The following is a 23961-nucleotide window of genomic DNA, read 5'->3' on the forward strand; positions in this document are numbered from 1 at the left end:
GGGAAGACAAGTAGCTCCAGCGAATTGAAGCTGCCGCTTGCATACACTGCATGCGGCAGTTTTCTTACTGCCTCACGTCCCGCCAGCCGCACAACCTACCGTTGCAGATGTAGGAAATACGACTGACAGGGCGTTGTGCTGTGCACAGGCGCGCGGACTCCTCGGTTGCGGCGACGCACTGCACCGTTCTCCCGTATGCCGCGACACCCCGCCGCGACACCCCGCCGCGACACCCCGCAGCGACGCCCCACCGTCAGGCCGCGGAGATGCTGGGGAACCAGGTGACGATCGCGGGCACGCAGATGAGAAGCACGATGAGCGCAAACTCGATGAACAGGTAGGGCACCGCTCCCTTGATGATGTCGGCGATGTCGAGTTCCGGCACCACCGACTTCATCGTGTAGAGGTTGAGGCCCACCGGCGGAGTGATCACCGCGGTTTCGAGAGTGACGACCAGGATGACGCCCACCCAGATCGGGTCGTAGCCGAGCGTGGTGAAGATCGGCAGAACGATCGGTGTGACCACGAGGAGCAGCGAGGCCGCATCGACGAGGCAGCCCAGCATGGCGATGATCAGCAGCACGATGATCGCGATGAGCACCGAGGGCAGATTCAGCGAACTCACCGCTCCAGTGATGGCCTCGGGTGCCCGGACGACGACGAGAAGCTGTGTGAAGGCGAACGCCGCTCCGACGATGATGAGCAGGCTGCCGGAGATCTTCGTCGTCTCCACGAGGATCTTCTTGATGTTCGTCCAGGTCAGGGCCCGGTCAATCAGACCGACGATGAGTGCTGCGCCGATGGCGCCGATCGCGGCGGCCTCGGTGGCGGTGGCCAGGCCGGTGTAGATCGAACCGAGGACGATGATGATGAGCACCATGGCGGGAATGATCTTCACCAGAGAGGCGAACCTCGATGACCAGGTGATCGTCTCCGTCGTCTTCGGAGCCAGGTCCTTCTTGATCGTGGCGACGAGGATGACGAAGCCCATCATCAGCACGGCCAGGAGCAGCCCCGGGATCAGACCGGCGGCGAAGAGTTCTCCGACGCCGGCGCCGCTGATCGAAGAATAGAGGATGAACATGAGACTCGGCGGAATGAGCATCGCCAATGCGCCGGAGGCGACGACAGATCCCGAGGCGAGACCAGGATTGTATCCGCGACGCAGCATCTCCGGGACCGCCATGCGACCGACGACCGCGACCGAGGAGATGGACACCCCCGACATCGCGCCGAAGACGGTCGAGGAACCGACCGATGCGAGGGCAAGACCGCCGGGGATCCGTGCCAGCCATTGATGCGCCGCCCTGAAGATCGCCTGACCCAGGCCGCCGACGACGAGGATTTCGCCGAGGAGGATGTACATGGGAGCGGCCACGAGCGAATAGTTCTCCAACTGGCTGACGAAGGCGATCGGCATCTGCTGAATGCCGGAGAAGCCCTCGACGAAGAAGAGCCCGAGCAGCCCGGAGACACCGAGGGCGATGAAGATCGGTGTGCGGATGATGATGAGGAACAGCAGGAGGATCACTGCTGCGGTGACGACAAGAGCTTCAGTCATGGGTGCCCCCTCGGGCAGTATCGGTGGTGTCATCCTCGTCTTCGGCAGCAAGCGCCGAGGTGCGGGTCTGCCAAGGTGTGAGGATGACGACGAGAGCGAGCACGAGCAGCCCGACGGCGACGACCGCGTAGTCGATCCACACGGGAAGATTGAAGTTTCCCGAGGTTCGCAGTCCTCCGGCGAGGAAGTTGGCCGACGCCCCTGCCGCAGTGACTCCGACGACGATGCTGAAGAGAAGCGTGGCGGTGTTCGTGATGATGTCGGCGACGAGCTTCCCTCGCGCGCTGAATTTGCGGTAGAAGAGATCCATGGCGATGTGTGATCGCTGGGCCGCGATATTGGGAACGGCGAACATGACGATGATGACGAGTCCGAGCATGCACACCGGCAAGGACCATTCGAGCGGCTGCGCGAAGATGTAGCGCATGATGACGTCATAGCCGGTGATGAACATGAGAATGACGATGATGACTCCGGAGATGACCCGCATCCCTGCGGTGACGGTCACCAGGGCATCTGCCAGCGGTCCGAGGACTCGGTTGTTCCGCCTCGGCGATTTGGACGGCTGGTGGAAGATCGGACGCTGCTGCGATTCGTTGCTCATGCGGACCTCACCAACTTCAGTGCTTTCTCGGCCAGTTCGGGATCGTCGACCTTCTGCTTCCACCATTCGAGGACCGGAGTCGTCGCCTTCCGGAACGTTGCTATCTGCTGTTCGTCGAGTCTCAGGAGCTCGACTCCCGAGTTCTCGATGATTCCGCGATACTTGTCCTCATGAACAGCGACCTGATGGTCCGTCCCCTTCTCGGTCAGCATCTTGCCCGCGTTGTGGAGCGCTTCGCGGGTAGTACTCGGCAATGCGTCGTACCAGTCGACATTGGCGTAGGCGTCGACGCTGTAGTCGCCGAAGTGAGCTTCGGTTCCGTATCTGAGGACGTTCTGCAGGTCGCGGGAGATGACCGTCCCCATGTAACTGACCATGCCATCGATCGTCCCCCGCTCGAGGGCCTCGTAGAGTTCGGCCGAAGACATCGACACCGGCGATCCGCCGAGAGCCTTGACCATCTCGCCTTCGACCTGCCCCGCCGTGCGGATGCGCAGGCCGCGGACATCCTCTGGCTTCTCGATCGGACGGTCGACGGTGAACAGCCATTCGGGGGTGGTCGTCATGGATCCGAGGGAGATGAGTCCGCGAGGGCGCAGAGTCTCATTGATGAGTCGCGACAGGGGACTGTCGTAGGCCAGTGCTCGTCGGATCTGCTCGAACCCCTCATTGACGAAGGGAAGCTCGTAGACGCCGAGGATGGGGTAGCTCGTCGAGACGTAGGAACTTGTCTGCACCACCACGTCGGCAACGCCCTGGATCAGCCCGGGCATTGTCTGTGCGGCGTTGAGCAGTGTACCCGAATCGTAGAGATCGACGCTGACTCCCTCGGCCTTGGACGCGGTGTCGACGAACATCTCGATGCCGGGAAAGAGATCCTTGTACGAGGGTGTGAGGTAAGTGGCGACCCTGATATCGGATGCCGAACGTCCGCCCCTGGTCAGGGGGTTCGTTCCGACTGTTCCGCACCCGGCCAGCAGCAGCGGAAGGCCGGCCAGGGCCAACATGCTGCGCCGGCCGACTTGAGTGCCGGATATCGCTTTCGAAGTGGAACGGTCCATGTGAATCTCCTCCTTGAAATTTCAGGACCAATGATGGTTGCAGCAGGGTTCAGAATGAACGGGGCATACCCAGGACGTGTTGTCCGACGAACGAGAGGATCATGTTCGTCGAGATCGGCGCGATCTGGTAGAGGCGGGTCTCCCGAAACTTCCTCTCGATGTCGTATTCCGTGGTCACTCCGTAGCCGCCGTGAGTCTGCAGCGCGGTGTCCGCTGCCTTCCAAGAAGCGTCGGCAGCCAGGAGTTTGGCCATGTTCGCCTCGGCGCCGCAGGACTGACCTGCATCGAAGAGGTCGGCTGCCTTCCAGCGCATGAGGTCCGCTGCTTCGACGTCGATGTAATTCCTGGCGATGGGGAACTGCACTCCCTGATTCGCGCCGATCGGGCGCCCGAAGACCTCGCGCTCGCCGGCGTACTTCGATGCTCGATCGACGAACCACCGGCCGTCGCCGATGCATTCGGAGGCGATGAGGATGCGTTCGGCGTTCATCCCGTCGAGGACGTAGCGGAATCCGTGTCCTTCTTCTCCGATGAGCGCCGAGGCGGGGATCCGCACGTCGTTGAAGAACAGTTCGTTCGTCTCATGATTGACCATGGTCTTCAGGGGACTGACCGTGAGTCCTTCCAGCTCGCGGATGTCGATGATGAACAGCGAGAGGCCACGGGACTTCTTCTCAACCTGGTCCAAGGGCGTGGTTCGAGCGAGCAGGATCATGAGATCCGAGTGCTGGACGCGGGAGATGAACACCTTCTGGCCGTTGACGACGTATTCGTCGCCGTCACGGACCGCTGTCGTGCGCAGACTCGTCGTGTCCGTTCCCGCAGTGGGCTCGGTGACGCCGAATGCCTGCAGCCGCAGTTCGCCGGAGGCGATTCCGGGCAGGTACTGCGCGCGCTGTTCATCGCTGCCGTGGCGCAGCAGGGCACCCATCGTATAGAGCTGGGCGTGGACCGGGCCTGCGTTGCCGCCGTTGCGATTGATCGTCTCGAGGATCACCGAGGCGTCGCCGAGTCCGAGACCGAGCCCGCCGTATTCCTCCGGAACCAGAGCGCCGAGGCAGCCCGTCGTCGTCAGGGTGTCGACGAAGGCTTCGGGGTAGGCTTTCTCCTCGTCCATCTGTCGCCAGTACTCATCGGGGAAGTCGGCGCAGATCTGATTGACCAGACCGCGCAGATCATTGCGGACGTCGGTGGTGTTGTCGATGCTCATGTTTCAGTTCTCCTGTGATGTTGTCGGCGTGCTCGCCTCGGCGCGGGGGCCGAACCCTCTCCGGTAGACCATGACGGTCCGTTCGAAGCTGACGACGACCTCCTCGCGCTGGTTGAATCCTTCGGTCGCCACGCTGACGATGCCCACGCTGGGCCGAGAGCTCGATTCCCGCCGGTCGAGGACCGTTGTGCGTGAGTGCAGGGTGTCACCTTCGAAGACCGGCTTCGGGAGCTTGATCTTGTCCCAGGCAAGATTGGCGAAGACGTTCTGGGACACGTCGCCGACGGTCTGTCCGGTGACGAGCGAGAGCGTGAAGGCGGAGTTCACCAGGGGCTGACCGAATTCCGTCTTCTTCGCGTACTCGTGGTCGAAGTGCACGGGCGCGGTGTTCTGGGTCAGCAGCGTGAACCACATGTTGTCCGTCGTCGTCACTGTCCGTCCCAGCGGGTGCTCGTAGACGTCGCCGATGACGAAGTCCTCGAAGTATCTGCCGTGCCAGCCGGTGTGTGTGGTCATGGGTGCGCTGTCCTTTCGGTTGTGGATTCGATGTCAGCCGGCGAGAACTCCGCCAGCACCGACCGGGTGTGTTCGCCGAGGCGGGGCACGGTTCCGTACTCCCGCCCCTGCGATCCTGGCGCCCAGGGCGGAAGCAGGGTGCGGACAGGTCCGACCGGAGTGGGGGTGTCGATCCATCGGTCACGGGCCACGAGCTGTTCGTGGTCGGCGAGATCGGAGATTCCGTTGAGTCGGGCCACTGCGATGTCGGCGTCCTTGAGGAGTCCGAGGGCCTCGACTTGGGTGAGTTGAGAGAGCCGGGCGCTGATGATCTCTTCGAGCAGTTTGGCATTGCCGACGCGCGAGTGCTGCGAGTCGAAGCGTTCGTCTGCGGCAAGTGCCCGATCGGACATGACGATCTCACAGAAGCGCGTCCATTCCCGTTCGCTCTGCACGGCGAAGAGGATGATGTTTCCGTCTCCGGTGGTGAAGGCACCATATGGGGCGATCGTGGCATGTGACGTGCCGCGGCGGGCCGGTTCTCTGCCGCCGTGGAGAGCGTAGTGCAGGGGGTAGCCCAGCCATTCGGAGAGAGCATCGAAGAGGGAGATCTGCACAGGTTCAGCCCGACCGGTCCGGAAACGGTGGAGTAGAGCGGCAAGGATCGACGAGTAGGCGTAACTTCCGGCAGCGATGTCCGCGATTGAGATGCCGACCTTGGCCATCATGTCGCCGTCGCCGGTGAGAGCGATCATTCCGGTCTCACCCTGGACGAGCAGGTCGTAGGCCTTCGCATCGGCCATCGGTCCAGTCTCCCCGTAGCCGGAGACGGAACAGGCGATGACGTTCGGATGTCTGATCTGGACGGACCTCGGATCCAGCCCGGCTCGACGGGCAGCGGAGGGCGAGAGGTTCTCGATGAAGACATCGGCTCCGGCAATGAGCCGTTCGAGCGGGGCCTTTCCCTCCTCAGATTTGATGTCGAGCGTGACGGACTCCTTGCCCCGATTGAGCCAGAGGAAGGCCGACGATAGGGTGGGGGCCTCTTCTGCGTCGGCAAGCGGAGACGCCGATCCGGCCTGTGCAGCGGCCGAATCGCGTGTCACAGTGCGGTCGTAGCCGCGGGCGAAATCGCCTCCGTCGGGTCGTTCGATTTTGATCACCCGTGCTCCAAGGTCTGCCAATTGCCGCGACGCGAACGGTGCGGCGACGGCCTGTTCGAGCGCGACGACGGTGATGCCGGCCAGCGGGAGGTCTTTGGTGGATCCGGTGCTCACGACAGGACCTCCTCGGTGGGGACCACTGCGGCCGCAAACGTCTCGGCGAAGGTGGTCATGGACGACTGTGCGGACAGATTGCGCAGGGCAGAATAGGTCTGGTCATCGGTGGTGAGTCCGGCGAAGGTGAGGCAGTTGTCGAACTTCGCCCTGAGCCGGCGCTCATCGAGTGGTCGAGTGGCATGTCCGCGCGGGCGGTCGACTCGCTGCGTGCGCGTCTGCCCGTCCTGGGTCGTCACCGTGACGACGGCGTAGCCATCGGTCCATTCGGCTGCGCCGATCGGCGGCAGATCGTTCGTCACCGAGGTGATTCGGGGGATGAGGTCCTGCGCAGTGTGGCGATTGACGCTGTCATCGGTGAATGACTGCGGAGTCAGCACATGGTCGAGGAGTATCGCTGCCAGCGCATATTCCATGCTGAACTTGCCTTCCAGGCCAGTGACCGGGCGATGGTGGATGAGGGGGACCAAGCCTCCCGGCTGGACGCAGACCTCGATGGTCGCGACGTCGTCGGCCCGCAGTCCAGACTCGATGAGATCCGAAACCGCGTCCGCTGCAGCCTGGATGTAATAACAGCACGGGTAGGCCTTGATATTGAGACCGATCGGCTCGGTCACGGACTCTTCGATGGTGACCTCGCCACCCGAGGCCGTGCCCTCGCGCTCGCCTAAAGCCGCGCCTTCGCGTTTGCCTGTGTTGGACTCCGGCGAATGCAGGGCCAGGAAGCCCAGAGGGCTCTCGAGCTGCGAATCGTCGGAGGTGAAACCACCATCGGCCAGCAGTGCGGCGATTACGGCGTTGCTGGCTGCTGTTCCGGCGTGCAGCGGTTTGGTCATCGTGCCGAAGTTCTGCCGACTGCCGGCGGCAAGTGACCCCGCGACGCCGAGGGCGTGACGAGTGGCAGTGGGGTCAAGCCCGAGGAGACGGCTTGTGGCCACTGCCGCGGCGACGGTGCCGATTGTCGAAGTCGAGTGCCAGCCCAGCTCATAGTGGCCGTCTATGCCGATCTCAGCTGCGATGATGCGACCCGCGATGACCCCTCGAACATAGGCGTCAATGACAGATTGGCCGGGCAGATCGCGTACTACGCTCAGTGCCAGAAGGGCGGGTACGAGGACAGCACTGGGGTGGCTGATCGTGGCATCGTCGACGTCGTCGTAGTCGAGCGCATGTGCGGCCAAGCCACCGAGAAGGGCGACGGTCTGGGGTGCGGCGCCGGTGGAATAGGGAAGCCCGAGTATCGGGGAGCGGGACACCTCTGGGGCGAATGCCCGACTTGCGATCATCACCGCGGGTTCGCCCTGAGCCGCGATGGCACAGGCAAGCGTATCGACGAACGCACGTTCCGCGGCGTCACTCGTCTCGGTCGGATGCGGATCCTGCCACGTCGTCGCCACATGCGTCAGTTGGTCGGTCAGACCTTCTGCATCGCTGTTGAGCTGAGGCGCCGGGTGCATTTCGGCGACAGACGACGATGGGGGTGATTCTCGGTGCATCTGAATGCGGCTCCTTTGCCGGGGTCAGGCGAAATTTGCTATCGTGCCACTAGCCGGAACGCTGTTCCGTTCCTGGTTTATCATCGACGAGGTATCGTTCAAAGTCAAGGCCCTCCTGCATGGCAAGATGACGGAGGAAAGCATGAAGGGGTGACACGCGTGACCGGCTCGAATTCGGCAGGACCGATCCGTAGCGTTGTCAATGCACTTCGGGTCATTGAAGCTCTGGCCGCACATAAGGCGATTGGAGTCTCAGAGCTCGCCCGCCGACTCGAGATGCCCAAAACCTCGACTCAAAGGAGTCTTGAGACGCTGGCTCATGCGGGGTGGGTCACCTCTGCTGGAGGGGATCAGGCTCGCTGGTCCCTGACGAATCGCGCGCTCATCATCGGTCTCAGCACCGCCTCGGCGGGCAACCTCACGGAGCTGGCAGTGCGGGAGATGAACGCCGTGCGCGACGTCGTCGGAGAGACGATGCACCTGCTCATGCTCGATGGGCTCGAACACGTGGTCGTCGCCAGAGTCGATGGAACCAATCCGATCCGGACGTTCCTCGAACTCGGCACCCGTCCGATGTTCCACTCCACTTCGAGTGGCCGGTCACTGCTGTCCGTCATGGATGAGGCCGATGTGAGCGAGGTGCTCGACACGGAGGCGCGTGAGGAGGACTTCGACCGCGTCGAGGTGTTCGAAGAAATTCGTCTCACGCGTGAGCGCGGGTATGCGCTCAACCATGCGGAATGGCGGACGAACATCGCGGCAGTCGGCGTACCCGTGATCACTCAGCAGGGCAGCCCTCTCGCCGCGATCTCCATTTCGATGCCGCTGACGAGCTTCATCGAGCACGATCACGAAAAGGTGGGCCGACTGCTCATCGATGCCAGTGCCCGCATCACCGAGGCGCTGATTGGCTAGCCGCGCACAGTCGGCCGCCGTGCCAGTTTCGAGACCCCGCGCCGGTGTTGAAACCCCTCCCCAGTTCCGAAGCGCCCTACCAGTGACAGAACCTACCGCTGCTGGTGTAGGAAGTGGGGCTGACGCGAGGTGGTGCTCTACTTGCCAGTTGGGTCCGTGGGTGCCAGTCACAGAACGCCCCGTCGGCCGCGCAACCTACCACTGCAGATGTATGTCGCAGCGCTGGCTGGGCGTGACGCTCCCTCAGGCCGAGCTCAGGCCGAGCTGAGGCCGAGCTCAGCCTTGAACGGTAGTTCCAGCATTTGCGTTCGTCGACCGCACGAACGACCACACCATTCCGCAGAAGACGATCGCCCAGACGGTCAGGGCGATCCAGTACCACTGAGAGCCGATCCACGAGATGCTTGGCACTTCGTCGACCTTTCCCACGGTCGTGCTCGCCACGGAGTACATTCCCAGCGGGAAGACCATGCTCCACAGCGCGGCCGAGTATCCCAGAGGAATGCGGTGACTGAAGTGGCGCCACAGTCCGGCCAGGACGAGTGCGGGGATGAGCCAGGTCGAGATGGCCCACAGGATGGCCGAGGCGCCCGCGATGATGACGGTCGTCGCTGCGAAGATGGGTGACGTCCCGCCCTCGAGGATCTTCGATCCTGCGACCACTGTGATGGCCAGTGCGCCCATCATCACCCAGTACGGGGCATCGAGGTCTGCGGGGCCGATCCGGTGGAGCAGTGCCCTCATTCCCACGAAGACCGCGCAGGCGAGGTAGAGGCCGACGCCGACACTCCAGGCGATGACCGCGATGACTGCAAGCACGGAGCCGAGGCTGACTTCGGCGGCGGGGGTCGGAAGGTTCGCTTTCAGCCCGGATGCTGCGACGGCAACGGACTGAGCTGCGACCACACAGACGAACCAGGTGCCGTTGACCTGAGTGAGGATGGGCGAAGTCGACGAGCCGAGGACGGCGGAGAACGGAATGAGATAGCCCAGGATGAGCCAGGCTACGAGGCCGATGCTGAAGATCACGAGGGCGAAGCGGAAGTGCGACTGACCCTCCAGCGCGGTTGCCAGAACATTGGTCGCTGCGACGAAGGTGAAGAACCCGAAGGCCTTCGACGGGTTGTGCAGATCGGCACGCAGTCCATCGTTGTGCGAACAGGCGCGCCAGATGACGAGCGTCAGGAAGAAGACGTAGAGGATCACGGCCAGCCAGAACAGAACGGTGGAGAGGACTGTCAGGCCCTTGAGGTGTGCACCGACGGACATGATGCCGGTGGCCATGACCGAAGCGAAGCATCCCGGGGTGACCGTGCCCGGGCTCAGCCCCCACCTCGTCTGCAGGTATGTCAGGCTCGTCTCTCCAGTGCTCATTCTTCCATTATCGACATTTTGTGGGATTGGAGACATTCGGGGCGATTTCGAGACGATGTTCAGCATCGAACACTATAGTTACCTATGAGTAACTTGACCGGCGTCAGACCGTACGACTTCGAAAGAGCCCATGTGGCGTAATGTGCTTGGCAGGCAAGCGTGCCAGAACCGCGTTTCCGGCGTCAGCGGCCAGCACAAACGGTCGACATAGTCGCACACACTGGGAGTAGTAGGAATGCAGAGCAATTCACAGACGCTCACCGACGAGACAGAACAAGCAGTGAGCCAAGTCAGCCTCCGCGATTGGGGATTGTCGGGAAAACAAGGAGAAGTGTTCTCCGGAATCGACCTGGACGTGCCACGCGGCTCGGTGGTCATCATCCAAGGCGCTGCCGGGTCCGGCAAGACAGCCCTGCTGCTCTCCATCGCCGGCCGCATGCGCGTGACCTCAGGCGAGGGACATGTGGGCGAGCATAACATCCGCGAGCAGGCCCGTCGCGTACGCGAACAGGTCAGCGTCGGCCACATTGCCGGTCTCACCGACCTCGAGAATGACTTCACCCTCGCTCAGCATATCGCCGAGCGACTGATCATGCTTCAGCCCTGGTACAAACCGTGGGTCTCGAAATCCTCCCTGCGCGAGGTCGTCGACGTCATCCGCGAGACTTTCGAGTCCGCCTCCGAGGTGCTCGATCGCCTTCCCGAAGGGAAATTCTCGACCTCGGACGCCACACACGCAGACTTCCTCATCGATGACGAGGGGAAGACCTTCGTCTCAGAACTCAGCGAGCTGCAGAAGTTCCTCCTCGAACTCGGTCTGGCGAGCCTCGCGCAGGCACCGGTCCTCGTCCTCGACAACATCGACTATCTGCGCGAACGCGAAGATCGGGCTCGGGCGTGGGCGGCAATACTGATCTACCAGGAGCTGCGCAGGAACCGCGACCCCGAGAATCCACTCACGGTCATCGCCTCTTGTGAGGACTCCTCCGACGTCGACCTCGTCCTCGACGAGCTGCGCGCGGAGGTCTCACCCACCGCGGTAGACAAACTGTCACTCACCCCGCATCCCCGACACTGAGCCGACCACCTCAACCGCCGAGGCGGGCGAGACCAGCCGTCCCCCGCCTCCACCAGCTTCCGAATTCTTCGACGACAATAAGGTGTTTTTCGATGTTCTCTCTGCCTTGGCTCGAACTCAGCCGTTTCAAACGGCACACGATCACTCGCCTGGCGATCATCGTCGTTGCCATCATCCCCGCGATCTACGGCGGTCTGTATCTGGCATCGAACTGGGCTCCGACGGATAACCTCGACAAGCTTCAGGCTGCTGTGGTCAACACGGATGAAGGCGCCGAGCGCCCGAACTCGGACGGTGAGAAGCTCCACGCCGGAGATGAGCTCGTCGATCAGATCACCCCGGCGGGTGAAGGAGGGTTCGACTGGCAGGAGACATCGCTGAAGGAGGCCAATGACGGTCTGGCCGAAGGCAAGTACTTCGCGGTCCTCGAGATCCCGTCGAACTTCTCCCAGCGACTCGTCTCGACCGGGGGAGACGACCCGGAGCAGGCCGGGCTGAACCTGCGCACCGACGACGCCCACAATTTCATCGTGGGGCAGATGGCCGGAACCATCCTCAACGAGATCAAATCGGGGCTGAACGAGACCACCACCGCCGAGTACGTCTCCGAGGTTTACCTCGGCTTCAACGATATCCACTCCTCGACGGAGAAGGCCGTCGACGGAGCCTCCCAGCTCAACGACGGTGCGGTCGACCTGCACGACGGCACGGGTGAGCTCTCCGACGGTGCACACACCCTGGACAAGGGGGTCGGGACGCTGAAGACCGGCATCGGCGACCTCGATGACGGTGCGGGCAAGCTCGTCAAGGGCAGCGGAGACCTCAAAACCGGTGCTGACACGCTGGCCAAGGGCACCACCGAGGCCAAGGACGGTGCGAAGAAGCTCTCGACCGGTGCGGGCCAGGTCGCCGATGGAACCTCGCAGCTGCGTGACACTGCAGACGAGGCTACGGAGAAGGCCGAAGACCTGCGCGACCGGGCCGACGACCTCGTCAACGGGGCGCGACCCAAGCTCGATCGGGCCGAAGACGACATCGACTCGGCACGGAAGACGGTCAACGGCGATATGGACAAGCGGGTCGCGCAGCTGCGCGAGGATTATCCCGACGATCCGAATGTGGCGAAGCTCGCCGACGACATGGACAAGCTCGGCGGGGATCTCGACAAAGCCCATGGACGGGCTTCGAAGGCAGCCGACGAAGCCAAGGACCTCGAAGATCCGGTCAAGAATGCCGTCGATGACGTCATGGACAAGATCAAGGAGGCCGACAAGAAGATCGGCAAGCTCGATGACGGTGCGCAGAAGGTGGCCACCGGTGCCGACGACCTACATTCGGGGCTCATCAAGCTCGACAAAGGTGCCGGAGACCTCGCCGACGGTGCCGGTGACCTCAATGACGGTGCCATCAAGCTCAAGGACGGAACCGAGCAGGCCAAGACCGGCGTCACCGATCTCAAGGACGGATCCTCGCAGCTTGCCGATGGCTCAGATGAGCTCGACAAGGGCGCGAAGAAGCTCGTCGACGGTTCGGGAGAACTCGCCGACAAACTCGCCGAGGGCCTCAAGCAGATTCCGACCTATGACAAGTCCGACCGTGAGAACCGATCGGACGTCGTCGCGATGCCCGTCGACGCCGAGAAGGTCAAGGACAACGCCGTGGACGCCTACGGTGAGGGTCTCGCCGCCTTCTTCGTCGCCCTGGCACTGTGGATCGGCGGAATGATCACCTACATGGTCATCAATGCGATCCCGTATCGCGCACTGATGTCATCGGCGAAGACCACCCGCATCGCCTGGGCCGGCTACGTGCCCGGCATCCTGTTCGGGGTGGCCCAGGTAGGGGTGCTCTACGGAGTACTCACCTTCGCCCTCGATTTCTCCGCCGGATCCTGGATATGGACTCTGCTGTTCTCGATCCTCGTGGCGGCCAGTTTCCACGCGGTCCATCAACTCTGCGTCGCGGCTCTGGGAGGTGTCGGCAGATTGGTCGCCCTCGTTCTGCTCATGGTCCAGATCGCCTCGGCGGGCGGCACCTATCCGGTGGAGACGGCGCCTAGCATATTCCAGATCATCTCGCCGTTCCTGCCGATGACGCACGCGGTCAATGGCCTGCGGACCCTGATCGCCGGTGGGGACATGTTCATCGCCGCGCAGTCAGCAGTCATCCTGTTGCTCATGACCGCGATCGCTCTGGTGGCAACCGTGTTCGTCTGCGGCCGGAAGCGGATGGTCACGCTGACACAGCTGCACCCGAGCCTGACGCTGTAGGTCTCAGCCCTCGCCGAGGCCCTCAATCCTTGTCGAAATACCGCAGGTACCTCCAGGGGTCGTGGAGGAAGCGCCGCCGGTGGTCGACCATGTCGAGCCGATCCCACGCGGACTCGCGCAGCCCCCACTCGCCGACCTCGACGAGTTTGGCTCCCTCAGCCCGAGCGAGGACCGGGGAGTGCGTAGCCATAATGGTCTGCAGCCCCGCACGGTCTCGCTCCCGGATGAGCTGCAGAAGTGTCAGCGAGGCGGTGAAGGACAGCGCACTCTCCGGTTCGTCGAGGACCCACAGCCCCAAGTCCATGAACTGTCCCGACAGCATCTCGATGAGCATCTCGCCGTGCGACTGCTGCGAATAGTGGTGGCTGCGAAGGGCACCGATCCGAATCAGATAGGCCATGTTCTCGTGCATGGTCTCGGCACGGAGGAAGAAGGCACCACGTTTGGAAGCCGCACCGCGTACGATCTGCAGGTGCTCGCTCAATTCGGGAACCGCCTCGGCGTGCTCACGCACTTCCCAACCCGTACCTCCCCCGTGCGGAAGGTCGATGGCAGTGGCCAGGGCTTCGATGAGCGTCGATTTGCCGGAGCCGTTCTCGCCGACGAGGACGGTGGTGCGCTCGATTTCGAAGCCGGAGAGTAGGTCACCGACGGCAGGAATGTTGCGCAGCCAGGGGCTGAGCTCTGGTGGGGAGCGGGCATGTTTGGTCACCGATCGCAGCGGCAGACCTATCCGGGAGTCCATACCCAAGAATGTAAACGACGGCAATGACACGACAGGGGCGCCCCACCCGGTCGTGGACAGCGAAGGTGAAAGAGACCAGCAGGTCAGTGTTGACGTGACCAGGCAGTCGGCTCGCAAATATGCTGACCACATGGACGAGCGAGCAATCGCGTTGCTGCATAGACATGGGTGGAATCCCGGCGACGTTCTCGGAGCAGGCATGGAAGGCACAGTTGTTGATCTGTCTGCCGACGAAGTTGCCAAGGTCTGGCACGAACGGCGCCGGTCAGACCTCGAGCCATTGCTGCGATTCGGGTCGGCATTGGAGTCGTCGCCGATTCCCTTCCTCTGTTCACGTACGATCGAAATTCTGGAAGACGACGGTTTCGCTGTCACCATCGAACAGAAGGTGACCGGGCGGCCGCTGCGACCCGATGCACTGCCGAATGCGCCCCGGGCCACCGACGAAGAAGCGCGCCTGATGGGCGACGCGCTGGACGGGCTGTCACAAGCGCGCGCATCGGACCTGAGCGTTCTGCCGATCCTCCCCTCAGAGAAGCCGTTCTCCCGCCAAAGCAGTTTCGGCTCGTCATTGGCTGAACTCGCTGAGCGGCGGTTCGCAGCGCGACCGAAACTGCTGCGTCAGGAGATCGACGATATCGACGGACTGCTCGCCTCACTTCTGCGCAGATTGCGAGACCTCCCCGAGCCTGAGCCGGCATGTTTGATCCACGGTGATCTGATCCCCGCCAACGTGCTGATAGACGATGCTGAAGTCGCAGGGGTGGTGGATTTCGGATTCCTGACGACTGTCGGCGACCCGCAGTTCGAGGCAGCGATCGCCGCGAGCAGCTTCGACATGTACGGGCCGAACGCTCGTCAATCCGAAACAGCTCTCTCCGCTGCGTTCAGCGCCCGATTCGGCCACGACCTCACCGCTTATGGTCTCTATCGCGCAGCCTACGCAGTGATCACCCACTCCTACTTCGCCACGGACGTCCAAGACGGTCACTTCCGGTGGTGTGCACAGATGCTCAAGCGCGACGATGTCAGGGACGCGATCGTCTAGCTCGCCACGGCAGCCGCGACTCGTCAAACGTGAGCCGGCGCGTCCTCAACCGAACGCAAGCCTGGCGGCCAGGAACACCAACACGATCGCGATGAGGATGTCGAGCACCTGCCACACCCGCGGCCGAGCCAGATATCGCGAAAGTCCGCGGGCACCGTAGCCGATGCCCAGGAACCAGATGATCGACCCGAACATCGCCCCGATCGTGAATGGCACAACACCACCGGGGCCCTGCTGATTCGCCAGATTGCCGAGCATGACCACGGTGTCGAGGTAGACACCGGGATTGAGGAAAGTCAGTGCCAGCGTGGTCATGATGACCGACTTCAGGCTGCGCTGGTGAGTATCGGCTTGGAGCCCCGTCGCCTCGCGCGCCGAGCGCAGGCTGCCCCACGCGTACCAGAGCAGATAGGCCACACCCAGCCACCGCAGAATCTCCAACGCCCACGGTGCCAGGGCCACGATCGCGCCGATGCCCACCGCGCCCGATCCGATGAGCAGCACATCGGCAATGATGCAGATGGCGACGACCACGCCGAGGTGTTCGCGTCGAATTCCTTGCCGCAGGACAAGGGCGTTCTGTGGTCCGACGGCGATGATGAGCGACCAACCGGCAAGAGTTCCGCTGATGAGATGAGTGAGCACCTGAAAAGAGTATGACTCGAACGGAGATAAGAAAAACAACACAATCTACATCTGATGCAGAATGGCTTCATGAACATTGATCATGTCAAAGCCTTGGCCGCTGTCGTCGACGAGGGCACGGTGGAGGGTGGGGCCTTCGTCCTCGGCGTCACCCCATCGGCGACGAGCCAGCGCATCCGCACCCTCGAGTCCCGCCTCGGGCAGGTGCTCATCCGTCGCACCAATCCCATCACCGTCACCGAGGCGGGCGAGGCAGTGCTCAGATATGCGCGGGAGATCGAGCTCCTCGAGTCCGAAACCCTGGACCGTCTGCACGGCATCGACATCGACGCGCCCGACGGTATCGGTGCAGACAGTTCCACGGGCGTGCGCAGACGCGAGCCGACGGTGCTGCGAATCGGAGTCAACGCCGATTCCCTGTCGACGTGGTTCCGTCCGATCTTCGCCGAGGTGGCCGAATGGGATGATGCCGTCATCCGGATCGAGGTCGCTGACCAGGACAAGGCCCTGCCCCTGCTGACGTCGGGGGAGGTGCTGGGCACCATCACCTCGGCGGAGACCGGCGGCTACGGAACCCAGGTGCAGAAGCTCGGGTCGATGCGCTACGTCGCCGTCGCCACGAAGGGCCTGCTGAGTAAGTACGGCACGGACGTTGGTGTCGGATCGGTCGCCGAGGTGGACCTTGGGTCCCTGCCCATGGTGAACTTCGGCAAGGACGATGACCTGCAGTTCACCTACCTTCGCCGAGTCGGAACCCAGACGATTCCGCCGGTGTCGGTGGTGCCCAGCTCCTGGGAGTTCGCGGCCGCGGTCGAGGCAGGTGTCGGATGGGGGCTGATCCCCATCGCGCAACTAGGGGGCCTCAGCAAGGACCTCGTGCCGCTCTCGTCTGAGCCGAACATCGATGTCCCGCTCTATTGGCACCATTGGAACCTCGCCTCGGAGAAACTCGGCCGCCTCACCGAGGCTCTCCACCGCGCCGCTGCTCGGATGAGGTGATCAGCGTGCCAATCACTTCTGATCGGGTGCTGGCTCGAGCACCTTCGCGATCAGCCACCTGAGCTGGTCGAGGGCAGCATCGACAGTCACCCGCTCTGGAGTGACGATCGAGTGCAGCGCCAGCCCGTCGAGCATCGTGAACAGGGCTATGGAAGACGGGGCCGCCTCGGCGGGGTCGATATGGCCTTCGTCGGCGAGGATTCCGAGCCAGCGATGCAGACACGCGTAGGTGAAGTCGTGCCCGTACTCGAGGAGTCGGCGGGACACCTCGCGTCGATCGGGCCCGAGGGCGCTCAGGTGCATCGTGAACCACAGCTCGAGCTGCATATCGCGGTGTTCGTGCGTGGGGAGGAACTGCGCGCAGCATTCGAAGAGACGCTCGGCCGGGTCCAGGCTGGAATCAGCGATCGAGAAGTCCTTGACCGCGACGTCCATGGAACCGCGAGCGATCGCTTCGTGCAGGTCTGACTGGGTGGGGAAGTAGTGGCGCAGCGTCGACGCGCCGATTCCGGCCTCCTTGGCGACCGCCCGTACGCTGAGGCTGGCCTGTCCGGGCGGGGACGCTTCGGCCAGGCGGATCGCCGCAGAGATGATGTCATCGCGTCGGGACATTCGTGCTCCTCTCGGTCTCGCGCCTCATTGCCCTGTTCATGTATAGTACAACGTACTAGTACACTGTGCTAAGAGCTCTTCACACGAGCTCTTCACACGAGCTCTTCACACGAGCTTTTCACGCGAGCGTTGCACACGAGCGCTTGGACCGTGACTCCACCCCGATGAGAATGGAGCCCCCAAATGATCGAAAGCATCCAAGGGTTCGCCGACTCGATCCCCGACTGGCTGCAGTGGGCGGGGATCGTACTCGTGTCCGCAATACCCTTCGTCGAGTCCTATTTCGGTGCCATCATCGGCGTCGCGATCGGCCTGCATCCGGTCGTCGCCATCCTCATGGCCATCATCGGAAACGTGATCTCGATGCTCGCCTTCGTCTACGGCACCGGAGCCATCCGCGACAAGGCGACGAAGAACAAGGTCAAGGACGGCGAGCCGTCTCACAAGCGGCAGCGGCTCAAGCGCATGTTCGACAAGTTCGGCGTCCCCGGAGTCTCGCTGCTGGGCCAGACGATGCTGCCCTCCCAGATCACCTCATCGGCGATGGTCGGCTTCGGCGCCAACCGCAATGCCGTCGCCGTCTGGCAGATCATCTCGATCATCGGCTGGGGCGTGCTCTTCGGAGTCCTCGCCACCCTGGGAATCAACGTCGCCCTGCGGTGAGGGAGCGGGCAGAGGGGGTCGCGCCGAGCGGCCGCGTCAGCCCCGACATCTAGACTGGACCCATGACCGAATCCACCTCGAATGCAGCGACCATCGACGCCGACGAATTCGCCATTCAAGCCCAGCGCATTCTGACCGAGCTCACCGCGAACCCCGACGCGCAGTTCCGGGACGGACAGCTCGAATCGATTCGTGACCTCGTCGTCGGCAAGAAGCGGGTTCTCGTCGTGCAGCGGACCGGTTGGGGCAAATCGGCCGTGTACTTCGTGGCGACCAGAATGCTCCGTGCCACAGGCACCGGACCAAGCCTCATCATCTCCCCGCTGCTGGCTCTCATGCGCGACCAGATCGCCGCGGCCGAACGCGCCGGAGTCCGCGCGGCCAGCCTCAACTCCTCCAATGTCACTGAATGGGACACCGTTCTCGATGACCTTCGGGCAGGCAACCTCGACGTTCTGCTCGTCTCACCCGAGAGGCTGAACAACCCCCAGTTCCGTGACGAAGTCCTCCCGCGGCTTCTGGCCTTCCTCGGCCTCATCGTCGTCGACGAAGCGCACTGCATCTCCGACTGGGGGCACGACTTCCGTCCTGACTACCGACGCATCGGCCACATCCTGGCCGAGCTGCCGGGAAACACCCCGGTCCTGGCCACAACTGCGACAGCCAATTCCCGCGTGGTCACCGACGTGGCAGAACAGCTCGGGCAGCATACCACCGTGGTCCGTGGCGAGCTGGCCCGTGACTCCCTTCGGCTGGGTGTCCTGCCCGGTCTCGATGCGAGTGCACGCATCGCCTGGCTGAGCTCGCACCTCGGCGACTTTACCGGCTCGGGAATCATCTACACGCTCACGGTCAGTGCCGCCGAAGACATCACGCGGATCCTGCGCGATCAGGGGCATGAGGTCCGGTCCTACACCGGCCGCACCGACGCCGAGGAGCGTGCCGAACTCGAACAGCAACTCAAGGACAATCGGATCAAGGCGCTCGTGGCGACCTCGGCGCTGGGAATGGGCTTCGACAAACCCGACCTCGGATTCGTCATCCACATCGGCGCACCAGCGTCCGCCGTCGCCTACTACCAGCAGGTCGGACGTGCCGGACGCGCGACGGACTCCGCCGATGTTCTGCTCCTGCCCGGGGCCGAAGACCAGGAGATCTGGAACTACTTCGCCACCGCATCGATGCCCAGCCAGACTGATGCCAACGCGGTGCTCCAGGCCCTCGCCGAGGCGGACGGCCCTCTGTCCGTCGCCCGCTTGGAGACCCTTGTCGGAACCAAGCGCACCCGCCTGCAGCTGCTGCTGAAGACCCTCGAGGTCGAGGATGCCGTGACCAAGATCAAGGGTGGATATATCTCGACCGGTCGCGGGTGGACCTATGACCAGGAACGATACGAGAAGGTCGCGGCGGTGCGTGCTGCCGAAGCGCAGGCGATGCTCGATTATGAGTCCACCCGTGAGTGCCGGATGGAGTTCCTCATTCGTCAGCTCGACGACCCGGACCCCAAACCGTGCGGACGCTGCGACAATTGTGCCGGGGCCTGGTGGTCGGCCGAGATCTCGGACGAGAACCGGCAGGCGACAGCAGGGACTCTGCATCGCATCGGTCTGCCCATCGACCCGCGCAGCACCTGGCCCAGCGGCATGGCCAACATCGGCGTCCCCCTCAAGGGCCGAATTCCAGCGGAGGAGCTGGCTGCCGAGGGCCGGGCGATCGCGCGACTGAGCGACCTGGGACAAGGGCAGACCCTGCGTTCATTTCTCGCCCCGGACGCCCCTGATGCGGAAGTACCCGCACAGATCGGCAAATGGTGCCTCGAAGTGCTCGGCCAATGGGACTGGGAGATCCGCCCCGAAGTGGTCGTATCGGTGCCGAGCGCCCGGCGACCCGCGACCGTGAGATCTCTGGCGGCGAATCTGGCCTCCGCCGGCAGACTCATCGACGGCGGCCAACTGCTGCAGGTTCATGACCACGGCACTCCCGATGTCAACAGCGCATTCCGGGTCAAGGATCTCTACGACGCCTTCGTCGTCCCTCCCGAGGTCGAAGAGGCCGTGGCCGGAAAAGCGGTGCTCCTCGTCGACGACGAGGTCGTCTCCCGTTGGACGATGGCGATCGGCGCACGCCTGCTCAGACAGGCGGGTGCGACCGCGGTGCTGCCGTTCGCTTTGGCACTGCGCGCCTGACTCACGCTCACGGATTCTGCTGGAGCTGGAACGTCGCCCCTTCCGGATCGGTAACGGTGACGATGCGACCATATGGCGAATTCTCCGGCCCGGCGAGCACCTTGCCGCCGAGTTCGGCGACTCTCGTTGCTGTGGCATCGGCGTCGTCGACGTTGATGTAGTCACGCCAGAAGGACACCTGGGTCCATTCGCTGGCGTCGCAGATGCCGGCCACGGCATTCTCCTCGGTGCCATGAGTCGAATACGGGAAGCCCTCCATCGCAACAATGTCGAAGGAGAAGACGCTGCGGTAGAACTCCTGCGCGACAGGATAGTTGAGCGTCATGAGTTCGAACCACACCGGAGTTCCGGGCGTGAGCGGGGTATCGAAGCCGCTGAACTCACCCGGTTGCCACATGCCGACCTCTGCGCCGGTGGGATCGGTGATGACCGCCATTTGGCCGAGAGGACCGACGGACATCGGCTCGGCGACGGGAGCCGCCCCGGCGGTGAGTGCCGCGGCGTAGGTGTTCGCAATGTCATCGGTGTGGAGGTATGTCGTCCAGGCTGCCGGGATCATCGGGTTCGGAGTGCCGTCCATGTTGATGGCACGCATGGCTCCGCCGACAGCGGCTCCGTCCTTTGTGATCATATGGTAGTGGCCGAAGTCGGCCCCCTGATCCTCGAACGTCCACCCGAAGATCTCGGTGTAGAACTTCGTCGTGGACTCGAATTCGTGGCAGGTGTAATCGATCCAGACGGGCTGTCCTTCGCGAAGATTCTCAGGCATTGCGACTCCTCATCATTGCGGTTGACGTAGCGTGATCATTGCGGCTGGCGTTGTGCTCGTTCAATGCGCTCGAGCATGAATGCTCTCAGCGCCAGTTCACAGTCAGTGCCAGTTCCTGGTGAACTCGGCGAAGTAGTCATGCATTGTGGCCTGCAGCAGAGGCCCGAAGGTCACACGTTTCACGCCGAGGTCCTGCAGCTGGGAGAGGTCGAGTTCGTCGGGGACGGCGCCCTTGACCGGGTGTGCCGTGACGTTGAGCGGCAGAGTGACTTGGGACAGAACGGTCTTCAGGGTCTCGGTGTCCGGCAGCCTGACGGGGTAGACGGAATCGGCGCCCGCCTCGGCGCACAGGTTCAGACGATGGATCGCCTCGGCGGTGGTATCGGCGAAGTCGCCGGGGTTCTTGAACACGTCGGTGCGGGCGTTGATGACCACGTGCACCCGCTGTGCCTCGGCGGCGCGACGCAGGTCACCGATGTATTCTGCGTGCTCCTCTGCGCTGCGCAGCCGCCCTTCGCTGTGCACCGTGTCCTCGATGTTCACGCCCACCGCACCGGCTTCGAGGAGTCCGGCGATGAGATCAGGTGCCTCGGTATCGTAGCCGGACTCCAGATCCGCAGTGACCGGCACATCCACGGACCCGCAGACGCGGGCGATGCCCGCCAGTGCCTGGCTGAGGCTCATCACCTCACCGTCGGCAGACCCGACTGAGTCCGCGAGAGGGTGGGAGCCGATGCTCAGTGCTTCGAACCCGGAGCCGACCATTGCGCGCGCCGACCAGGCATCCCACACGGTCGGCAGGACGATTGGGCGGTCCTGATGATGGGCTTCGAGGAGAGCGGAGGCGCGTTCGGCAAGAACAGAGAAATCGGTCATGTCCAATACTGTTCCACCGATTGATGGCTACGATCCAGTAATCTGGCGAGTTCACCCGAAGGTTTCAGACTAATTCATCCGAAAGATCAGGCTCTGGTAGCATTTAGTGAACAATGTTTACAAAATGCGTTTGCGATCGCTGGATCCGTTGGAGGAGAGTCGTGCAGGTGCTCATTCTGGCTCCGGGGTCCTGGGGTGACGTCTCGCCGGCCCTGAGGATCGCCTCGGACCTCATCTCCGATGGTCATGCGGTCACCATGGTCGTTCACGCTGACTATGCGGCGGCGGTCGAGAGTGCCGGGTGCACGGCGGCACGATTCACGGTGGCACTCACGCCTCCCCAACATGCCGGCGGTGACTCGGCGCATGCCGGCGGTGGCTCCGGCCATACCGGCGGTGACTCGGGTCCGGGCGCACGAGGGTATCTGGCCCACCTGCGCGAATACATGATGGACCACGCCGAAGCCACCCTCACTGCAGTGCGAGCGGGCGCCATCGACGTGGTGCTCACCAACCCCATTTCGCCGTACGGTCACGACATCGCCGAAGCACTCGGCATCCCATCGGCCGAAGCGCTGCTCCAGCCCTCCGCTCCGAGCCGGGCCTATCCGCCGATGATCGCCTCGGCGATCGACTTCGGGCCGCTGCTCAACCGTCAGATCGGTCGTCTGGCGATGCGAGCACCCGCGCCCTACGTCCCCGCTGTGGCACGGGTCCGGGAACAGCTCGGCCTGCCTGCGAAGAAAGTCAGCACATCCCTGCGCGAACGGGCACGTGCCGGGATTCCGATCCACCATGGGATCAGCCCTATCGTTCTCCCGCGCCCCAGCGACTGGCCTGCGCATCTGAGCCTCGACGGCTTCTGGTGGCCGGTCGAGGACGAGGGGTGGACTGCGCCAGCCGAGCTCTCGGACTTTCTCGCGGCCGGACCTCCTCCAGTGCTCGTGACCATGGGCAGCATCGCCGAGGGGAGTCGGGCATCGGCTGCACTGTCAGAATTCGTGTCCTCGACTCGCCACCGTGTCATCGTCCAGGGCGCGAACGGGCACGCACTCGCCGAGGCGGCTCCAGGCCGGGTAGTCACCGCGGGCCAAGTGCCCCACTCCTGGCTGCTGCCGCAGGTCGCGACCACGATCCACCAAGCCGGTGCGGGAATCACCGCGGCCTGCCTGCGGGCCGGGATACCCGGTATCGCACTTCCGCAGCACACGGATCAGTTCTTCTGGGCGCGGACCGCAACCCGTCTCGGTGCCGGACTTCCGGCCCTCTCTGGTCGAAAGGTGACCCCTGGGGCGCTTCACCTCAACGTGGAAACGGCCACCGGTTCGAGCGAGCTGCATCGGGATGCGAGTGCAGCGGCGATTTCTCTGGAGCGAGCCGAGAACGAGCAGGGCGAGAGCACTCTGCCGCTGAGACGGTGGATCGCTGATTCTTCGCAGCGGAGAGGAAAGGCGTCGACATGACTCAGAGAAAAGTGGGCAGGCCCGCCCGCCTTGACCGCTCAAACATTGCGCGCGCGGGCATCGCGGTGGCGGATCGGGCTGACCTTGCTCAGGTGACGATGCGGGCAGTTGCCGCAGAGATCGGGAGCGCGCCGGCCGCCCTCTATCGACATGTCGGTGATCGGGGCGAACTCGTTGCTCTCATGATCGACGAGGTGCTGGCGGAGAAGGACATCGTCCGTGCGAGCGGGACCTGGCAGGCTGATCTGGCCGTATTCGCCGCTGGGTTGTTCGAGCTCTATAGGGCGCACCCCTGGCTGTCGACCGGAGTGCTTCCCCAGACCATGGGGCCGCGGATCGGCGAGGTGACGAATGAGGCGATCGAGCTGCTGAACTCGCACCCGGCACCAGTCGGCCGCAGATACGCGGCCATTGCAGTGCTCCTCGAGCTGGTCTCAGGATATGCGCGCTCAGCCGATCAGGTCGGTGTCTCAGCGGCGAAGGTCGTCGAGATGACCGGCGCCGCAGCAGCGCCTCACTCGCCAAGGACCGGAGCCGATGAAGACTACGCGATTGCGGTGATCATTGCGGCAGTGGGCGGAGTTCTCGATGCCGGCAGCCTCTGAACCTCACAG

General features: G+C 63.4%; 22 protein-coding genes. 9 read left to right on the plus strand and 13 right to left on the minus strand.

The window, feature by feature from the left end; genetic code table 11:
- Nucleotides 1-253: 253 nt before the first annotated feature.
- From BLT92_RS11875 to BLT92_RS11905, 7 genes are read right to left on the minus strand one after another with little or no spacing between them, the layout of a single operon-like run.
- Nucleotides 254-1561: a TRAP transporter large permease gene (locus BLT92_RS11875; RefSeq protein WP_092105898.1), complete on the minus strand. Its 1308-nt coding sequence runs from the start codon at nt 1559-1561 to the stop codon at nt 254-256.
- Nucleotides 1554-2165 carry a TRAP transporter small permease gene (locus BLT92_RS11880; protein ID WP_157691431.1) on the minus strand — a complete coding sequence of 204 codons (612 nt, stop codon included), beginning with the start codon at nt 2163-2165 and terminating at the stop codon, nt 1554-1556. Before BLT92_RS11880 ends, BLT92_RS11875 begins: the two co-directional genes overlap by 8 nt.
- A complete protein-coding gene (locus BLT92_RS11885) occupies nt 2162-3226 on the minus strand; it encodes a TRAP transporter substrate-binding protein (protein ID WP_231938794.1) in 1065 nt (354 codons plus the stop codon). Before BLT92_RS11885 ends, BLT92_RS11880 begins: the two co-directional genes overlap by 4 nt.
- Before the next feature lie 49 nt (nt 3227-3275).
- Nucleotides 3276-4436: an acyl-CoA dehydrogenase family protein gene (locus BLT92_RS11890; RefSeq protein WP_092105900.1), complete on the minus strand. Its 1161-nt coding sequence runs from the start codon at nt 4434-4436 to the stop codon at nt 3276-3278.
- A gap of 3 nt (nt 4437-4439) precedes the next feature.
- Nucleotides 4440-4952: a MaoC family dehydratase gene (locus BLT92_RS11895; protein ID WP_092105901.1), complete on the minus strand. Its 513-nt coding sequence runs from the start codon at nt 4950-4952 to the stop codon at nt 4440-4442.
- On the minus strand, nt 4949-6208 hold the full coding sequence (locus BLT92_RS11900) for a CaiB/BaiF CoA transferase family protein (RefSeq protein ID WP_092105902.1): 1260 nt from the start codon (nt 6206-6208) through the stop codon (nt 4949-4951). The genes BLT92_RS11895 and BLT92_RS11900 overlap by 4 nt, the downstream gene beginning before the upstream one ends.
- Nucleotides 6205-7704, minus strand: coding sequence for an MmgE/PrpD family protein (locus BLT92_RS11905; RefSeq protein ID WP_092105903.1), 1500 nt, complete (start codon nt 7702-7704; stop codon nt 6205-6207). Before BLT92_RS11905 ends, BLT92_RS11900 begins: the two co-directional genes overlap by 4 nt.
- A 159-nt stretch (nt 7705-7863) precedes the next feature.
- Between BLT92_RS11905 and BLT92_RS11910 the strand changes: the two genes are divergently transcribed.
- Nucleotides 7864-8619, plus strand: coding sequence for an IclR family transcriptional regulator (locus BLT92_RS11910; RefSeq protein WP_172802590.1), 756 nt, complete (start codon nt 7864-7866; stop codon nt 8617-8619).
- A gap of 276 nt (nt 8620-8895) precedes the next feature.
- Here the strand turns inward: BLT92_RS11910 and BLT92_RS11915 are convergent, their stop codons facing one another.
- Nucleotides 8896-9993, minus strand: coding sequence for a tellurite resistance/C4-dicarboxylate transporter family protein (locus tag BLT92_RS11915; protein ID WP_157691432.1), 1098 nt, complete (start codon nt 9991-9993; stop codon nt 8896-8898).
- Nucleotides 9994-10324: 331 nt separating this feature from the next.
- Here BLT92_RS11915 and BLT92_RS11920 point away from each other — a divergent pair, with 331 nt between their 5' ends.
- A complete protein-coding gene (locus BLT92_RS11920; protein WP_231938795.1) occupies nt 10325-11071 on the plus strand; it encodes an ATP-binding cassette domain-containing protein in 747 nt (248 codons plus the stop codon).
- A gap of 92 nt (nt 11072-11163) precedes the next feature.
- Nucleotides 11164-13341: a YhgE/Pip domain-containing protein gene (locus BLT92_RS11925; protein ID WP_092105907.1), complete on the plus strand. Its 2178-nt coding sequence runs from the start codon at nt 11164-11166 to the stop codon at nt 13339-13341.
- A 22-nt stretch (nt 13342-13363) separates the two neighbouring features.
- Here BLT92_RS11925 and BLT92_RS11930 read toward each other — a convergent pair whose 3' ends face one another.
- Nucleotides 13364-14086: an AAA family ATPase gene (locus BLT92_RS11930; RefSeq protein WP_092109236.1), complete on the minus strand. Its 723-nt coding sequence runs from the start codon at nt 14084-14086 to the stop codon at nt 13364-13366.
- A 130-nt stretch (nt 14087-14216) separates the two neighbouring features.
- On the opposite strand from BLT92_RS11930, the gene BLT92_RS11935 reads away from it, so the two are divergent.
- On the plus strand, nt 14217-15134 hold the full coding sequence (locus BLT92_RS11935; protein WP_157691433.1) for an aminoglycoside phosphotransferase family protein: 918 nt from the start codon (nt 14217-14219) through the stop codon (nt 15132-15134).
- Between the two features lie 45 nt (nt 15135-15179).
- Here BLT92_RS11935 and BLT92_RS11940 read toward each other — a convergent pair whose 3' ends face one another.
- Nucleotides 15180-15779, minus strand: a complete 600-nt coding sequence (locus BLT92_RS11940; RefSeq protein ID WP_092105909.1) for a LysE/ArgO family amino acid transporter — start codon at nt 15777-15779, stop codon at nt 15180-15182.
- A gap of 69 nt (nt 15780-15848) precedes the next feature.
- Between BLT92_RS11940 and BLT92_RS11945 the strand changes: the two genes are divergently transcribed.
- Nucleotides 15849-16778, plus strand: coding sequence for an ArgP/LysG family DNA-binding transcriptional regulator (locus BLT92_RS11945; protein WP_231938796.1), 930 nt, complete (start codon nt 15849-15851; stop codon nt 16776-16778).
- 12 nt (nt 16779-16790) lie between these two features.
- On the opposite strand, the gene BLT92_RS11950 is transcribed toward BLT92_RS11945, so the two are convergent.
- Nucleotides 16791-17390, minus strand: coding sequence for a TetR/AcrR family transcriptional regulator (locus BLT92_RS11950; protein ID WP_092105911.1), 600 nt, complete (start codon nt 17388-17390; stop codon nt 16791-16793).
- A gap of 183 nt (nt 17391-17573) precedes the next feature.
- Here BLT92_RS11950 and BLT92_RS11955 point away from each other — a divergent pair, with 183 nt between their 5' ends.
- Nucleotides 17574-18053 carry a hypothetical protein gene (locus BLT92_RS11955; RefSeq protein ID WP_092105912.1) on the plus strand — a complete coding sequence of 160 codons (480 nt, stop codon included), beginning with the start codon at nt 17574-17576 and terminating at the stop codon, nt 18051-18053.
- A 62-nt stretch (nt 18054-18115) separates the two neighbouring features.
- Nucleotides 18116-20239, plus strand: coding sequence for a RecQ family ATP-dependent DNA helicase (locus tag BLT92_RS11960; protein ID WP_092105913.1), 2124 nt, complete (start codon nt 18116-18118; stop codon nt 20237-20239).
- 7 nt (nt 20240-20246) lie between these two features.
- Here BLT92_RS11960 and BLT92_RS11965 read toward each other — a convergent pair whose 3' ends face one another.
- Nucleotides 20247-21008, minus strand: coding sequence for a VOC family protein (locus BLT92_RS11965; RefSeq protein WP_092105914.1), 762 nt, complete (start codon nt 21006-21008; stop codon nt 20247-20249).
- 102 nt (nt 21009-21110) lie between these two features.
- Entirely contained in the window at nt 21111-21884 is a 774-nt protein-coding gene (locus BLT92_RS11970) for an isocitrate lyase/PEP mutase family protein (protein ID WP_092105915.1), read from the minus strand.
- A gap of 161 nt (nt 21885-22045) precedes the next feature.
- Here BLT92_RS11970 and BLT92_RS11975 point away from each other — a divergent pair, with 161 nt between their 5' ends.
- Nucleotides 22046-23347, plus strand: a complete 1302-nt coding sequence (locus BLT92_RS11975; protein WP_092105916.1) for a glycosyltransferase — start codon at nt 22046-22048, stop codon at nt 23345-23347.
- On the plus strand, nt 23344-23952 hold the full coding sequence (locus tag BLT92_RS11980; RefSeq protein ID WP_092105917.1) for a TetR/AcrR family transcriptional regulator: 609 nt from the start codon (nt 23344-23346) through the stop codon (nt 23950-23952). The genes BLT92_RS11975 and BLT92_RS11980 overlap by 4 nt, the downstream gene beginning before the upstream one ends.
- The last annotated feature ends 9 nt before the right edge of the window (nt 23953-23961 follow it).

It is taken from the genome of Brevibacterium picturae, assembly GCF_900105045.1.
Lineage (GTDB): Bacteria > Actinomycetota > Actinomycetes > Actinomycetales > Brevibacteriaceae > Brevibacterium > Brevibacterium picturae.